Below are 14,578 nucleotides of genomic sequence, written 5' to 3'. Positions count from 1 at the left end.
CGGACATTCATCGTATTCCCATGCCTACCATCCGCCGAAGCGCTCTGGTCGAACACTCTGCCGAACGCATGTTTGACCTGGTCAATGACGTCTCTGCCTATCCGCGCCGGTTCCGCTGGTGCGACAAGGCGGAGATCCTTGAGCAAGGGGAGGAGAAGCTGGTGGCGCGGCTGGATCTGGGCTTGGGCTCGTTCCGGACCTGGTTCATGACCGAGAACACGCTGCAGCGGCCGCGCAGCATCGACATGCAACTGCGCGACGGCCCGTTCAAGCGCCTCCACGGCCGCTGGGATTTCCAACAGCTGGCCGACAACGCCTGCAAGGTGACCCTGGAACTGGAGTTTGAGCCGACATCGCGGTTGCTGGGGCCGGCGCTTGCGCTGGGTTTCCAGGGGCTGGCTGACCGCATGGTCAACGATTTCGTGCGTGTGGCCGACCAGGAGGTTTGAGCCATGCGCGTTGAAGTCGTGCTGGCCTGGCCCGGCAACTACCAGCGGCGGGAGCTGGACCTGCCGGAGGGCTGTGTGGTGTCCGAAGCAGTGGGGGCCGCTGCGCTGGACGCGGCGGGCGAAGTGGTGGCCTATGCGGTCCATGGCCTGCTGGCACGCCCGCAGCAACTGCTGCACGAGGGTGACCGTATTGAACTGCTGCGCCCGTTGCTGGCCGACCCCAAAGAAAATCGCCGCCGGCGTGCGCGCGGCGGCGATTGATTTCAGGGTGGCGTTGGGGGCTCAGCGGCCGCCGCGCTTCTTCTTGTCCTTGGCCAGGTTGCGGCCGAACTGGCGCACGCTCTTGCGGGCAAGCTCGGCGTCCTGGGTGGGGAAGTAGTCGCCTTCCCAGCGCGAGACCTGGTCGTTTTCGAAGAACACGGTGAAGTTCTTCACTTCGGTGCGGCCAAGGCGGTCCACGCGTTGGCTGGCGGTGTAATCCCAGCGCTGGGCGTGGAAGGGGTCCGGAATGGACGGCGTGCCCAACAGTGCATTGACCTGCTGCTTGCTCTGGCCAGCCTGCAGCTGCGCCACGGATTGCTCGCGGATCAGGTTGCCCTGGTAGATGGGCTGCTTGTAGATGATGCCGCAGCCGGTGGTGGACAGGGCGACGACGGCGATCAGCAGGAGGTTGCGCATTGGGTAGGGCGATTTAGGATATCGGGCTGATGATACACTCCCCAGCACCCAGCGCGATCTGACCGGAGGCAACTGGCGTTAAACCGCCAATGAACACGATGGCCATGGAATCCAATGAGCTGCGCAAAGTCGGCCTGAAGGTGACGCATCCCCGCATGCGCATCCTTGCCCTGCTTGAGCAGAACACCCCCCACCACCACCTCACCGCCGAAGACATCTACCGGCAGCTGCTTGATTGTGGCGATGAGATTGGCCTGGCCACGGTTTACCGTGTGCTGACCCAGTTTGAAGCAGCCGGGCTGGTGCTCAAGCACAACTTTGAAGGCGGCCAGGCGGTTTATGAACTGGACCGCGGTGCCCATCACGACCATATGGTGGACATGGACACTGGCAGGATCATTGAGTTTGAAAGCCATGAAATCGAGCAGCTGCAGCGCAAGATCGCCGCTGATCATGGTTACGACCTGGAAGAGCACTCACTGGTGCTGTACGTGCGCAAGAAGCGCCGTTGAGTCTTGGTGGCGCGGCCTTTGAGCCGTGCACAACGGAGATGGAAAAACACCGGCCTTGGCCGGTGTTTTTTGTTTGTGGGCGTGTGATTTGGCTCCCTCCCTTTCGCTGATGACGAAGGGGAGGGTTTGGGAGGGGACTTTTAGGGCTGGGTTTGATGAGCCCCAAAGCTGCCCTCACCCCAACCCCTCTCCCGTGAACGGGAGAGGGGCTTTAAAGCAAAGCAAAGCCAAGCCACAGTCCGCAGCCCACGGCCACGGCCCGCAGCTGTCTGGCTTCAGGCTTCGGTGAGCAGCTTTCGGGCGGCGGCGCGGGCTTCCTTGCTGACTTCGGCGCCGCCGAGCATGCGGGCTAGCTCTTCTTCGCGGCCCTTGGCGTCGAGCAGTTCCACCGCGCTCTGGGTCATGCCTTCCACCGGCGCCTTGCTGACGCGGTAGTGCGCGTGGCCCTTGGAGGCCACCTGCGGCAGATGGGTGACGCACAGTACCTGTCGGCGGTCGCCCAGGGCGCGCAGTTTCTTGCCGACGATGTCGGCCACGGCGCCGCCGATGCCCGAATCCACTTCGTCGAAGACCATGGTCGGTACGGCGTCCAGCCCGAGGGCCGCCACTTCGATGGCCAGTGAGATGCGTGACAGTTCACCGCCCGAGGCCACCTTGCGCAGGGCGCGGGGGGGCTGGCCGGCGTTGGCCGCCACCAGGAATTCGACGCGTTCGGCGCCGTTGGGGTCCGGGCGCAGTTGCGGCTGGGGCTCCAGTGCAATCAGGAACTGCCCGCCGCCCATGCCCAGTTCACCGATCAGTGCCGTGGTGGTCTGGGAAAGTGCCTTGGCGGCAGTTTCCCGGCTTTGGCTCAACTGGGCGGCAGTGGTCTGCCAGTGGCCGGCGGCCTTGTCGATCTCGCCGGCCAGCTTGGCAAGGCGCTCGTCGGCACCGCGCAGTTGTTCCAGTTCGTTTGCGATGCGCTCGCGGGTAGTGCCGAGCTCTTCCATCGGCACGCGGTGTTTGCGGGCCAGGTCGTGCAGGCGGCTCAGGCGGCGCTCGATTTCCTCGAACGCATCCGGGTCGCTGTCCAGGTCGTCCTGGACGCGGTCCAGCTGCGCCAATGCTTCCTGCAGTTGGATGCCGGCGGCGTCGAGCATGCTGTCCACTTCGCCCAGGCGACTGTCGTGCTGGCTGACGCGGGCGAGCTCATTGCGCACTTGCTGCAGCAGCGACAACAGGGACGGGGATTCATCGTCGCCATTGAGCAGGCCGCCGGCACGTTGGCAGGCCTCGATCAGGGCGGTGGAGTGGGCCTGGCGCCGGTGGCTGCTGGTGAGGTTGGCGATGGCGGCCGGTTCCAGATCCTCACGCTGCAATTCGCCTTGCTGATGTTCCAGGAAGCCGATGCGGTCGGACACATCACCCTGTTGGGACAGCGCGTCGCGCTCGTCCAGCAGGGCCTGCCAGGCGGCGGTGGCGGCGCGCACGGCGGCGCGTTCGGCATCGTTGCGCGCATAGGCGTCCAGCAAGGACAGCTGGCTGGGGCGCGAGAGCAGGGCTTGCTGATCGTGCTGGCCGTGGATTTCGACCAGGAAGGCGGCCAGTTCGGTCAGCTGCGAGACCGGCACCGGGCGGCCGTTGATGAAGGCGCGTGAGCCACCGTCGGCACGAATCACCCGGCGCAGCTGGCATTGGCCGTCATCGACCCGCTCGTTGTCGCGCAGCCATTGGTGGGCCGGCATGTCGGCGTCGATGCTGAATTCGGCCGAGAGTTCGGCACGGCTGGCGCCGTGGCGGACCACGCCCGAGTCGGCACGCAGGCCGGACAGGAAGCCTAGTGCGTCGACCATCAGCGACTTGCCCGCGCCGGTTTCACCGGAAACCACGGTCATGCCCGGCCCAAACTCCAGCTCGGTGGCACGGACGACAGCAAAATCCTTGATCGAAAGATGTTTGAGCATGGCAGGCAGCTGATGGGGCCGGGCAAAGCTAGCATGTGCGCCGGACAGGTCAATGCTGGGGTGCTAGCCGGTGCAACTTAGCGACACACTGTCTCAAAGACTGAGCCGGAACCTTGAAACCCGTGGCAACGCCCACATACGGGGCGGGGTAGGCGGGCAGAACCTCCGCCAGGGAACCGGAAATGAACCAAGATCACCCCGAAACCAATCTTGAAGCCGGTGCGGATGGCGCACTGGCCGATCAGCACGAAGCGCAGCTGCAGGCCCTGCGTGACGAGTTGGAGCAGGTCAAGTCCGACGCGCTGCGTGAGCGCGCTGACCTGGAAAACCAGCGCCGCCGCGTGGCCCGTGACGTTGAACAGGCCCGCAAGTTCGCCAACGAAAAGCTGCTGGGCGAGCTGCTGCCGGTGTTCGACAGCCTGGATGCCGGCCTGGCCGCAGCCGGCGCCGAGGCCAATCCGCTGCGCGAAGGCCTGGAATTGACCTACAAGCAGTTGTTGAAGGTGGCTGCCGACAACGGCCTGGCCCTGCTGAACCCGGTGGGCGAAGCGTTCAACCCGGAGCATCACCAGGCCATCAGCCAGGTCGATCCGGCGGGCGCAGCCCCGGGCAGCGTGGTCCAGGTGTTCCAGAAGGGCTACCTGCTCAACGAGCGCCTGCTGCGGCCGGCGCTGGTGGTCGTGGCACGGGTTGACTGACCCCTTTCGGCTGGCCGCCGGTTAAACGGCGCCGGCCAACCGCAATTCAGCGTTCCGGGGGTGGCTTGAATGTCACCGCGCCATCCCCCACATCCCATTCATCCCCGGCGGCTGCCGGCAAACGAATCCTCAGGAGTCCCCCATGGGCAAGATCATTGGTATCGACCTCGGCACCACCAACTCGTGCGTGGCGATCATGGACGGCGGCAAGGCCCGCGTCATAGAAAACTCGGAAGGCGACCGCACCACGCCCTCCATCGTCGCCTACACCAAGGACGGCGAAGTGCTGGTGGGTGCCTCGGCCAAGCGCCAGGCCGTCACCAACCCGAAGAACACCTTCTATGCGGTGAAGCGCCTGATCGGCCGCAAGTTCACCGACGCCGAAGTGCAGAAGGACATCGCGCACGTTCCGTACAGCATCCTGGCCCATGACAATGGCGACGCCTGGGTGCAGACCAGCGATGCCAAGAAGATGGCGCCGCAGGAAATCTCCGCGCGCGTGCTGGAAAAGATGAAGAAGACCGCCGAAGACTTCCTCGGCGAGAAGGTCACCGAAGCGGTCATCACCGTGCCGGCCTACTTCAACGACAGCCAGCGCCAGGCGACCAAGGATGCCGGTCGCATTGCCGGCCTGGACGTCAAGCGCATCATCAACGAGCCGACCGCGGCAGCCCTGGCCTATGGCCTGGACAAGGGTGATAACAAGGATCGCAAGATCGTTGTGTACGACCTGGGCGGCGGCACCTTCGACGTGTCGATCATCGAGATCGCCAACGTCGACGGCGAGAAGCAGTTTGAAGTGCTGGCCACCAACGGCGACACCTTCCTGGGCGGCGAAGACTTCGACAACCGCGTCATCGAATACCTGGTTGAAGAGTTCCAGAAGGACCAGGGCATCGACCTGCGCAAGGATCCGTTGGCCCTGCAGCGCCTGAAGGACGCCGCCGAGCGCGCCAAGATCGAGCTGTCCTCCGCGCAGCAGACCGAAGTGAACCTGCCGTACGTCACTGCAGACGCTTCCGGCCCGAAGCACCTGAACATCAAGCTGACCCGCGCCAAGCTGGAAAGCCTGGTCGAAGAGCTGATCAAGAAGTCGATCGAGCCGTGCCGCGTGGCGTTGAATGACGCCGGCCTGCGTTCGAGCGACATCAGCGAAGTGATCCTGGTCGGCGGCCAGACCCGCATGCCGAAGGTGCAGCAGGCTGTCACCGAGTTCTTCGGCAAGGAACCGCGCAAGGACGTCAACCCGGACGAAGCCGTGGCACTGGGTGCTGCGATCCAGGGCGGCGTGCTGGGCGGCGACGTCAAGGACGTGCTGCTGCTGGACGTGACCCCGCTGTCGCTGGGCATCGAGACCATGGGCGGCGTGTTCACCAAGATCATCGAGAAGAACACCACCATCCCGACCAAGGCCTCGCAGACCTTCTCCACCGCCGAGGACAACCAGTCGGCCGTGACCGTGCACGTGCTGCAGGGTGAGCGCGAGCAGGCCCGCTACAATAAGTCGCTGGCCAAGTTCGACCTGTCCGGTATCGAGCCGGCGCCGCGTGGCATGCCGCAGGTCGAGGTGTCCTTCGACATCGACGCCAACGGCATCCTGCACGTGTCGGCCAAGGACAAGAAGACCAACAAGGAACAGAAGGTCGAGATCAAGGCCGGTTCGGGTCTGTCCGAGGAAGAGATCGCACGCATGGTTGCCGACGCGGAAGCCAACCGCGAGGAAGACAAGAAGTTCCAGGAACTGGTGCAGGCCCGCAACCAGGCTGACGGTCTGATCCACGCCACCCGCAGCGCCATCACCGAGCATGGCAGCAAGGTTGGCGGCGATGTGATCGGCAAGGTTGAAGCCGCACTGGCCGATCTGGAAACCGCGATGAAGGGCGACGACAAGGCGCAGATCGAAGCCAAGTCGAAGTCGCTGGAAGAAGCCGGCCAGGCCTTGTTTGCTGCTGCTTCGGCCGGTGACCAGGGTGGCGCGGCGCCGGACGCCGCTGCTGGCCAGGCCGCTGATGACGTGGTGGACGCCGAGTTCACCGAGGTCAAGGACGACAAGAAGTAAGGCCTGGAATCGTGAACGGGGATTCGGGGTTCGGAACTGCGGTTCCGTGTTCCGGATCCCCTTCCGGCATCTGCAAGTCAGCTGCTGTCCGTGACCCCCGACAACCCGATTCCGAAACCATGTGCCGATGAAACGCGATTATTACGAAGTACTGGGCGTAGCCCGCACCGCCACCGATGAAGAGCTGAAGAAGGCCTATCGCCGTTGCGCGATGAAGCACCACCCGGACCGCAACCCGGGCGATGCCGCCGCCGAAGCTGCCTTCAAGGAGTGCAAGGAGGCGTACGAAACCCTGTCCGACGGCAATAAGCGGCGCATGTATGACGCCCACGGCCACGCCGCGTTCGAGCACGGCATGGGCGGCGGCGGTGGTCCGGGTGGCCCGGACATGAACGATATCTTTGGCGATATCTTCGGCAATATTTTTGGCGGCGGGGGCGGTGGCCCGCGCCAGCCGCGTCGCGGTGCCGACATCGGCTACGTGATGGAGCTGGACCTGGAAGAAGCGGTGGCCGGCGTCGAGCGCCGCATCGAGATTCCAACCCTGGCCGAATGCGGCGATTGCGACGGCAGCGGTTCGGAAGACGGCAAGGTCGAGACCTGCAACGTCTGCGGTGGTCGCGGCCAGGTACGCGTGCAGCGCGGCATCTTTGCCATGCAGCAGGCCTGCCACAACTGCGACGGCCGTGGTCAGATCATCGCCAAGCCCTGCAAGACCTGCCACGGCAATGGCCGTGTCGAGGAAGACAAGGTGCTGTCGGTCAAGGTGCCGGCGGGCGTGGATACCGGCGACCGCATCCGCCTGCAGGGCGAGGGCGAAGCCGGCCCGGCCGGGACACCGCCGGGGGATCTGTATGTGGAAGTGCGGGTGCGCGACCATGCCATCTTTACCCGCGATGGCGACGACCTGCACTGCGAAGTGCCGATCCGCATCTCGCAGGCGGCGCTGGGTGACGCGATCCGCGTGGCCACGCTGGGCGGCGAGGCGGAAATCCGCATTCCGGCCGAGACCCAGACCGGCAAGCTGTTCCGCCTGCGTGGCAAGGGCGTCAAATCGGTGCGCAGCCGCACCGAAGGCGATCTGTATTGCCGCATCGTCGTGGAAACGCCGGTCAACCTCACCAGCGAGCAGCGCAAGCTGCTGGAGCAGTTCGAGGCGACCTTCAGTGGTGAGGAAGCGCGCAAGCATTCGCCCAAGTCGGCGACCTTCATTGATGGCGTCAAGGGTTTCTGGGAACGCATGAAGTCCTGAGGCATCACCTGCACTGCCGAGCCATGCACGGCAGTGGTTTTCCCGGTAATGCTCTGCCGAGCATGGCCCGGCACTAGCAGACTTCAAAAGCCGCAGCGTGCTGCGGCTTTTGTCGTTATGCCGTCGGCGATTGGTTGCGCACGCAAATGCATGCGGGTGCTGCGCTCCCGGCAGTCGTAGAATGGGGCGATGAACGAAGCTGACCATAGCCATCTTGTGCACGGTCGTCGGCAGCGCCCGGATGGGCCGTTGCCGGTGGACGTGATTTCCGTCCAATCGCAACTGGTATACGGCCATGCCGGCAACAGCGCGGCGGTGCCGCCGTTGCGCGCGCTGGGCCTGCGCGTGGCGGAAATTCCCACCACGCTGTTGAGCAATGCGCCGTTCTACGCGACCTTGCGCGGGCGTGTTCTGCCTGCGGACTGGTTTGCCGACCTGTTGCTTGGCACCCAGGAACGTGGCTTGCCACAGCGCGCGCAGATGCTGGTGTCCGGCTACTTTGGCAGCGTCGGCAATGGCACTGCCTTTGCCGACTGGCTGGACCATGTGTTGCCGCAATCGCCGGGCCTGCGTTACTGCCTGGATCCGGTGATGGGCGATACCCACACCGGCCCCTACGTGGAGCCGGGCCTGGAACGCGTGTTTGCCGAGCGTCTGCTGCCGCACGCCTGGCTGGTGACGCCCAATGCCTTTGAACTGGGCTGCCTCACCGGCATGCCCGCGCTGGAACAGGACGACGCCATCGCGGCATCGCGCAGCTTGCTGGAGCGCGGCCCGGAATGGGTGATCGCGCACTCCGTGTCAGGCGACCCGGGCGAACTGGTGACCTTGGCCATTGGCCGCAATGAAACATGGCGCTGGACCTCGCCACATCTTCCGGTGGACGTGGCCGGCACCGGCGATGTGCTGATGTCGCTGCTGGTGGCGTTCCTGATCAAGGGCCACACCTTCGAGGATGCAGTGGGGCGTGCCATTGCCGGCGTACATGCGGCGCTGGAAGCCACGCTCAGTCACGGCGTGGAGGAGTTCGACGTGCTGGCGGCAGTGCCGGCGGCGCTGGGGACACCGCACCGTTTCCGTGCCGAGCGTCTGGCGTGAGTCAAGACTCCGCGGTGGTAGCGCCGGTCATCGGCATCGTGGGCAGTGGCGGCGCATACGGGCGCTGGCTGCGTGGTTTTTTCCAGGCGCGCATGGGCCTGGAGGTCATCGGCCACGACCCGGTGGACCCAGGCTCGCAGACGCCCGAGCAGTTGCTGGAGCAGGCCGATGTGCTGTTGTTCTCGGCACCGATCCGTTGCACCCCGGCACTGATCCGCGACTATGTGCGGCAATCGGCGGGGCGCGAACGGGGCCGCCTGTGGCTGGATGTCACCTCGATCAAGGCCGAGCCGGTGGCTGCGATGCTGGAGTCACAGGCTTCCGTGGCGGGCCTGCACCCGATGACTGCACCGCCCAAGGCGCCCACGCTCAAAGGCCGGGTGATGGTGGTCTGCGAGGCGCGCCTGGATGCACGTTGGCAGGCCTGGCTGGACGCGTTGTGTGCTGCCCTGCAGGCCGAATGCGTGCGCGGCACGGCCGAGCATCACGACCGGGTGATGGCGCTCGTGCAGGCGATGGTGCATGCCACGCACATGGCGCAGGCCGGCGTATTGCGCGAGTACGCGCCGTTGCTGGGGTCGCTGCAGGAATTGATGCCGTATCGCTCGGCGGCGTTTGAGCTGGACGCGGCCATCATTTCGCGAATCCTGAGCCTGAACCCGGCCATCTACGAAGACATCCAGTTCGGCAATCCGCATGCGGGCGAGGTACTGGATCATCTGTTGGACCAGCTGACGCGTCTGCGCGCCTTGTTGGCCGATGGCGATGACACGGCCCGCGCTGCGTTCCGCCAGCAGTTTCTCGGCGACAACCGCCAGGCGCTGGGCGAACAGGCGCTGGATGACGGCAACTACAGCTTTGAGCGGGTGGGCTATCTGCTGGCCGACTTGACCGATTCACGCGCGATGAGTGTGCACCTGCCGGAAGATCGCGCCGGTTCGCTGCGTGAGCTGCTGCATGTGTTTGAGCGGCATGGCATCAGCCTGGCGTCGATTCATTCCTCACGTACGCCTGCGGGCGAAGTGCATTTCCGCATGGGCTTTGTGCAGGCCTACGCGCCGGACGTGTTGGCCGCCGCAGCGGCGGAAATTGACAGCAGCGGTATTGGTCGAGTGCTGGGCCGCTGAGCGGCTGCACCTGCTTCGGCCTGCAACATGAGCGGGTCGCGCGGGGATGAGGGTGGCGGCCTGGAAGTACCACGGCTCCATGCCGCCTGGTCTCATTCGCAGCCAGTCTCGATCGCTGAGACGGCGGTGTACTAATCCACAGCGGGTGTGGATGAGGTGTTCACAACCATGTGGATAATCGCCGGCAGCCCTTGTGGCGCAAGGCTGTCAAGACAGTTGCCTAAATATTGACCACTTCACGGCCATCTCGGCAAAGCCCATTCAGCATCAAGCGCGATACGGCTGGCTGAGCGACAAGGTCACCTCGCCATCGGAGGTGGAGAGCCGGGCGCCTTCACGAATCAGGGCGCGGCCATCGGCCAGTTCATAGCGCGTTGAATGCGCCGCGCCACCGTCCTCATCCTTGAACTCGATGACGATCCAGCTTTCGCCGTCGTCCGTGGTTGCGGGAAATTGTCGAAACGCCATGGCTGCTGTGCTCCTGTGCCAGAACGCGGTGCCAGGGATGCGGCACCGCCTGCCGAGCTTGCCGCCGGCGGTGTTATGCAGGCGTTACCTGTGCGTTCTCAATCGATGAACTGCAGCCGCGCCAGTTCGGCGTACAGGCCATCCTGTGCCAACAGTTCGGCATGCGTGCCCTGGGCGACGATGCGGCCGTGGTCCATGACCACGATGCGGTCGGCCTTGAGCACGGTGGCCAGGCGGTGCGCGATCACCAGCGTGGTACGGCCGGCCATCAAACGCTCCAGCGCCTGCTGCACCGCGCGTTCGCTCTGGGCATCCAATGCGCTGGTGGCTTCATCCAGCAGCAGCACAGGCGCGTCCTTGAGCAATGCGCGGGCGATGGCCACGCGCTGCTGCTGGCCGCCGGACAGGCGCGCGCCGCGTTCGCCCAGGTCGCTGGCGTAGCCTTCCGGCAACTGGCTGAGGAATTCATCGGCTTCGGCCGACCGTGCCGCAGTGCGTACTTCCTCGTCGCTCGCCTCCAGGCGGCCATAGCGGATGTTGTCTGCGGCGCTGGCGGCGAACAGCGCCGGCTGCTGCGGCACCAGCGCGATGTTCTGGCGCAGTTGCGAGGGGTCAAGTTGACGCAGGTCCACGCCGTCGATGCGGATGCTGCCTTCGTCCGGGTCGTGGAAGCGCAGCAGCAATGACAGCACGGTGCTCTTGCCTGCGCCGGAGGGGCCCACCAGTGCCACTGTTTCGCCCGGCGCGACGGTCAGGCTGAATTCGTGGAGCGCGGGCCGGTCGGGACGCTGCGGGTAGTGGAAGGAGACCTGCTCAAAGCGGATCTCGCCACGCAAAGGCCGTGGCAACGGCTGCGGCTTGGCGGGAGCGGTGATCTGCGGGATTTCGTTCAATAGTTCGGAGATGCGGCCCATGCCGCCCGCCGCCCTCTGCAGTTCGTTCCAGACCTCGGCAAGTGCGCCAACCGAACCGCCGCCGATCAGCGCGTACAGCAGGAACTGCCCCAGCGTACCGGCGCTCATGCGGCCGTCGACCACATCGTGGGCGCCGGACCACAGCACCGCGACGATCGCGCCGAATACCAGCACCATCGCGATTGCGGTGACCAGCGACTGGGTGCCGATGCGGCGGCGCGCGGTGGCGACGGTGACCCGCAGCGCGTCCTGGAAGCGGCCGCGCTCATAGGGCTCGCGCGCATGCGCCTGCACGGTGCGTACCGCGCCCAAGGTTTCGGCCGCCAGTGCGTTGGCGTCGGCGACGCGGTCCTGGCTGGCACGGGCAATCTTCTCCAGCCGACGTGCGCCCAGCACGATGGGCAGCACCGCCAGCGGAATGCCAACGAGCGAGTACAGCGCAAGTCGCGGGCTGGTCACGAACAGCATGGCCATGCTGCCGATCACGGTGACGGTGCTGCGCAGCGCCACGGACATGGTCGAGCCGATCACGCTGCGCAGCAACTCGCTGTCGGCGGACAGGCGCGAGACCAGTTCGCCGCTGCGGTTGCGGTCGTGGAAGCCGGCGTCCAGGCCGATCAGGTGCGCATACAGCTGGTCGCGCAGGTCAGCCACCACCTTCTCGCCGAGCAGCGACACGAAGAAGAACCGCACCGCCGTTGCCAGCGCCAGCACCAGCGCAACCACGAACATCAGCATGAAGGCCTGGTTGATCTGGCCACCGCCGCCGGAGAAACCGTTGTCGATCATCTGCTTGACCGCCACCGGCAGGCTCAGTGTGGCGGTCGAGGACACCGCCAGCGCCAGCAACCAGCCTACGAACAAGCCGGCATGGCGGCGCACGAACGGCCACAGTGTGCCAAGGCTGCCGATCTTTTTGAGGCGGCGAGGGGAGGCGGCTTCTTGCGGGGCGTCAGTCATTGCGGTCGGGCTCACTCAGGCGCAGGCGGTCACGGGTGGCATCACGCAGGCGGGTCGCCAATGCGTCGAGGCGGTCGGCCGGAAGGCGCACATGCAGGCGCAGGCCTTCGGGCAGGAATTGTTCGTCCAGTTTTTCGGCAGCGGCGTTGCCCAGCAGGGTATGCACGATGCCCATGTCTTCGAAGCCGCATTGCAGGATGCGCTCAGCCATCGGCACCAGCGGGCTGCGCGGTGCCAGCCGCAGGCATTCGGCAGCCGTGCCGCCATAGGCACGCACCAGACCACCGGCCCCGAGTTTGATGCCGCCATACCAGCGCGTCACCACCACGGCCACGCGGTCGTAACCCTGGCCGTCGATGGCCGCAAGGATCGGCCGGCCGGCGGTGCCGGAAGGCTCGCCGTCGTCACTGGAGCGGTACTCGTTGCCGTGCCGGTACGCCCAGCAATTGTGGGTGGCATCCGGCACGGACACCGCATCGACGAATGCCAGCGCATCGGCGGCGTTGCCGACCGGGGCGGCGTGCGCGATGAAGCGGCTGTGCTTGATTTCCAGCTCATGGCTGGCAGGTGCGGCAAGGGTGTCGAGCATTGCCGCCATTCTAGTGGCTGGCGGAGAGGCTGTCCGTTGTGTTGGCCGTACCGGGGTGGAACACCACCGGGCTTCGGGGCACGCTTGCCCGCATCACCGCTGAAAGGGGCTGCCCGGCCTGGCGGCTGGGCAAGCGACGCGTTGCCGGCGGTGCTTGCAACACCGCATCGCAACGGGCCCGGCGTCAGTCCTTGAGCAGCGGGCGCAGCTCGCGCGGGATGCGTGCTTCCGGATATTCCTGGACGAAGCGGCGCAGGCTGGCCCGGGCGCCTTCGATGTCGCCGCTGTCGTGGCGTTCGCGGATTCTTTGCAGCCATTTGCGACGGGGCAATGAAGCGTCGTCCGCAATGTCGTGCTGTGGCTGTGTGCGATCAAGCAGCGCGTCATCGTTCACCGCCGGCACCTCCGTGGCCGGCGCCGGCGGTGCGGGCGCACGGAACTGCATCGCGCGTTCGCGTGCTTCCGCCGAGGCGGCTGCCTGTTTGACGGTGGCGGCGCTGCGGCTTTTCTCCAGCAACGGTGCACTGGCCGCTTGTGGCGCGGCAGGTACATGGATGATCGGTGCAGGTTCGGGTGAATGAACCGCAGGCACCGCATTCTGCGACGCCGCTGGCTTGGCAATGGCGTCCATTGCAGGAGCAGGAGCAGGAGCAGGAGTGCTTGGCGCAGGCGCTTCGGTTTTCGCTGCCTGCCCGGCACGGGATGCGGGCGCCGCGGCAGGGGCCGGCGGCACTGCGTCGGGCGGCATGGGGGCTGACGCAGCGGCGGCCGGGGCGCTGGCCGGAGCGCTCATGGCCGCGCTGGAAGCCGCAGACTCAGCGGGGTGTGCATCGTGGGCAGGTGGCGGTGGCGGCGTTACCGGGCGCAACTGCCAGGCAAGGCCGACCACCAGCACCAGTGAGGCAGCAGCGGCCAGCGAGGAGAACACACGCCGGCGGCGCCCCCAGCCCTGCGCCCGTGGGCGTTGCGCAACAGGAGCATTGGTCGCCTGGGCCGGGGAGTGCGCGGCGCGTGCCATCGCCAGAATGTCGGCATCAACCCGTGCGCTGGGGCCGCTATCCGGGCGACCCAGCAGTCGCGCCAGTTCGCGCTCTTCGGGAGTCAGCATGTCGTCGGAGATGTTCATTCGCTCAACCTCGCGCGCAGCTTGTCCATCGCGTAGCGCAGCCGCGACTTGACGGTTTCCCGGCCCACGCCCGTGATCTGCCCGATCTCCTCCAGGCTCAGTTCCTGCTCCAGTCGCAACCGCACCACTTCCTGCTGCTCGGGCGGCAGCTCGGCCAGTGCCTGGTGCAGCTGCAGCCGCTGGGCCTGTTCATCGGCCAGCAGTTCCGGGGTGCAGCTGTCGGCCAAGCGCGCGGTTCTTTCCTCGGCATCCTCCGGGGCTGCCGGGCGATGACGCGCCGCGCGCCAATGGTCGTTCAGGCGGTTGTGGGCGATACGGAACAGCCAGGTCGCAAATGCAGCGTCGGGGGTCCAGCCGGAGCGGGCATGAATCATCTTCTGCCAGACGTCCTGGAACAATTCCTCGGCCAGCGGGCGATCCCGCAGCTGGCCAAGCAGGTAGTGGAAAAGCCGGGCACGGTGCCGGGCGTAAAGCTGGGTGAACGCCTCGGTGTCGCCGCCCGCATAGGCCAGCATCAGTGTTTCGTCGGTCGGGGCGTGCACGGCGGTATCCACGGGAGGGAAGCCTAAGTGCTTGGAGGGGATCTGCCTAGCATCCGTTTCGTGGGCGCGCGGCCTTATTCATCTAGATGAAATGGAAATTCCCTTTGGCAGCGGCCATCCGCCGATCATCCGGGGCGGTATGCTGCAGGGCAGGGGGAGCTCC

15 protein-coding genes are annotated in these 14,578 nt (G+C 65.8%); 8 read left to right on the top strand and 7 right to left on the bottom strand.

What is annotated here, in order from left to right; all coding sequences use genetic code 11:
* The first annotated feature begins 20 nt into the window (after positions 1 to 20).
* The gene (locus ACVOLO_RS09210; RefSeq protein ID WP_481569947.1) at positions 21 to 449 is read left to right on the top strand and encodes a type II toxin-antitoxin system RatA family toxin; all 429 of its coding nucleotides are present in this window, start codon (positions 21 to 23) and stop codon (positions 447 to 449) included.
* Positions 450 to 452: 3 nt separating this feature from the next.
* Positions 453 to 710 carry an RnfH family protein gene (locus ACVOLO_RS09205; RefSeq protein ID WP_481569946.1) on the top strand — a complete coding sequence of 86 codons (258 nt, stop codon included), beginning with the start codon at positions 453 to 455 and terminating at the stop codon, positions 708 to 710.
* A gap of 21 nt (positions 711 to 731) precedes the next feature.
* Here the strand turns inward: ACVOLO_RS09205 and ACVOLO_RS09200 are convergent, their stop codons facing one another.
* Entirely contained in the window at positions 732 to 1,127 is a 396-nt protein-coding gene (locus ACVOLO_RS09200) for an outer membrane protein assembly factor BamE (RefSeq protein WP_057636039.1), read from the bottom strand.
* Between the two features lie 104 nt (positions 1,128 to 1,231).
* Between ACVOLO_RS09200 and fur the strand changes: the two genes are divergently transcribed.
* The gene (gene fur / locus ACVOLO_RS09195) at positions 1,232 to 1,639 is read left to right on the top strand and encodes a ferric iron uptake transcriptional regulator (RefSeq protein WP_481569945.1); all 408 of its coding nucleotides are present in this window, start codon (positions 1,232 to 1,234) and stop codon (positions 1,637 to 1,639) included.
* A 275-nt stretch (positions 1,640 to 1,914) separates the two neighbouring features.
* Here the strand turns inward: fur and recN are convergent, their stop codons facing one another.
* Positions 1,915 to 3,582 (bottom strand): DNA repair protein RecN, encoded by a 1,668-nt coding sequence (gene recN / locus ACVOLO_RS09190; protein WP_481569944.1) that lies wholly within the window; start codon positions 3,580 to 3,582, stop codon positions 1,915 to 1,917.
* A 182-nt stretch (positions 3,583 to 3,764) separates the two neighbouring features.
* Between recN and grpE the strand changes: the two genes are divergently transcribed.
* From grpE to ACVOLO_RS09165, 5 genes are all read left to right on the top strand, one after another.
* Complete coding sequence (grpE, locus tag ACVOLO_RS09185; protein ID WP_481569943.1) at positions 3,765 to 4,280, top strand: nucleotide exchange factor GrpE; 516 nt, start codon at positions 3,765 to 3,767, stop codon at positions 4,278 to 4,280.
* A 142-nt stretch (positions 4,281 to 4,422) separates the two neighbouring features.
* Positions 4,423 to 6,339, top strand: coding sequence for a molecular chaperone DnaK (gene dnaK / locus ACVOLO_RS09180; RefSeq protein WP_481569942.1), 1,917 nt, complete (start codon positions 4,423 to 4,425; stop codon positions 6,337 to 6,339).
* A 127-nt stretch (positions 6,340 to 6,466) separates the two neighbouring features.
* A complete protein-coding gene (gene dnaJ, locus ACVOLO_RS09175; protein ID WP_481569941.1) occupies positions 6,467 to 7,591 on the top strand; it encodes a molecular chaperone DnaJ in 1,125 nt (374 codons plus the stop codon).
* Positions 7,592 to 7,780: 189 nt separating this feature from the next.
* The gene (pdxY, locus tag ACVOLO_RS09170) at positions 7,781 to 8,689 is read left to right on the top strand and encodes a pyridoxal kinase (RefSeq protein WP_481569940.1); all 909 of its coding nucleotides are present in this window, start codon (positions 7,781 to 7,783) and stop codon (positions 8,687 to 8,689) included.
* On the top strand, positions 8,686 to 9,816 hold the full coding sequence (locus ACVOLO_RS09165) for a prephenate dehydrogenase (protein WP_481569939.1): 1,131 nt from the start codon (positions 8,686 to 8,688) through the stop codon (positions 9,814 to 9,816). Before pdxY ends, ACVOLO_RS09165 begins: the two co-directional genes overlap by 4 nt.
* Before the next feature lie 267 nt (positions 9,817 to 10,083).
* On the opposite strand, the gene ACVOLO_RS09160 is transcribed toward ACVOLO_RS09165, so the two are convergent.
* The 5 genes from ACVOLO_RS09160 to ACVOLO_RS09140 form a co-directional block, all read right to left on the bottom strand.
* Positions 10,084 to 10,284, bottom strand: a complete 201-nt coding sequence (locus ACVOLO_RS09160) for a hypothetical protein (protein WP_481569938.1) — start codon at positions 10,282 to 10,284, stop codon at positions 10,084 to 10,086.
* Between the two features lie 98 nt (positions 10,285 to 10,382).
* Positions 10,383 to 12,158 carry an ABC transporter transmembrane domain-containing protein gene (locus ACVOLO_RS09155; protein WP_481569937.1) on the bottom strand — a complete coding sequence of 592 codons (1,776 nt, stop codon included), beginning with the start codon at positions 12,156 to 12,158 and terminating at the stop codon, positions 10,383 to 10,385.
* Entirely contained in the window at positions 12,151 to 12,747 is a 597-nt protein-coding gene (locus tag ACVOLO_RS09150) for an IMPACT family protein (protein WP_481569936.1), read from the bottom strand. Before ACVOLO_RS09150 ends, ACVOLO_RS09155 begins: the two co-directional genes overlap by 8 nt.
* 184 nt (positions 12,748 to 12,931) lie before the next feature.
* A complete protein-coding gene (locus ACVOLO_RS09145; RefSeq protein ID WP_481569935.1) occupies positions 12,932 to 13,873 on the bottom strand; it encodes a hypothetical protein in 942 nt (313 codons plus the stop codon).
* Positions 13,870 to 14,388 (bottom strand): RNA polymerase sigma factor, encoded by a 519-nt coding sequence (locus tag ACVOLO_RS09140; RefSeq protein WP_481569976.1) that lies wholly within the window; start codon positions 14,386 to 14,388, stop codon positions 13,870 to 13,872. The genes ACVOLO_RS09145 and ACVOLO_RS09140 overlap by 4 nt, the downstream gene beginning before the upstream one ends.
* Positions 14,389 to 14,578: the final 190 nt, after the last annotated feature.

This window comes from Stenotrophomonas sp. STEN056, from assembly GCF_056759635.1.
Note: the sequence above shows the minus strand (reverse complement) of the source record. Positions and strands in the feature narration are given on the sequence as shown.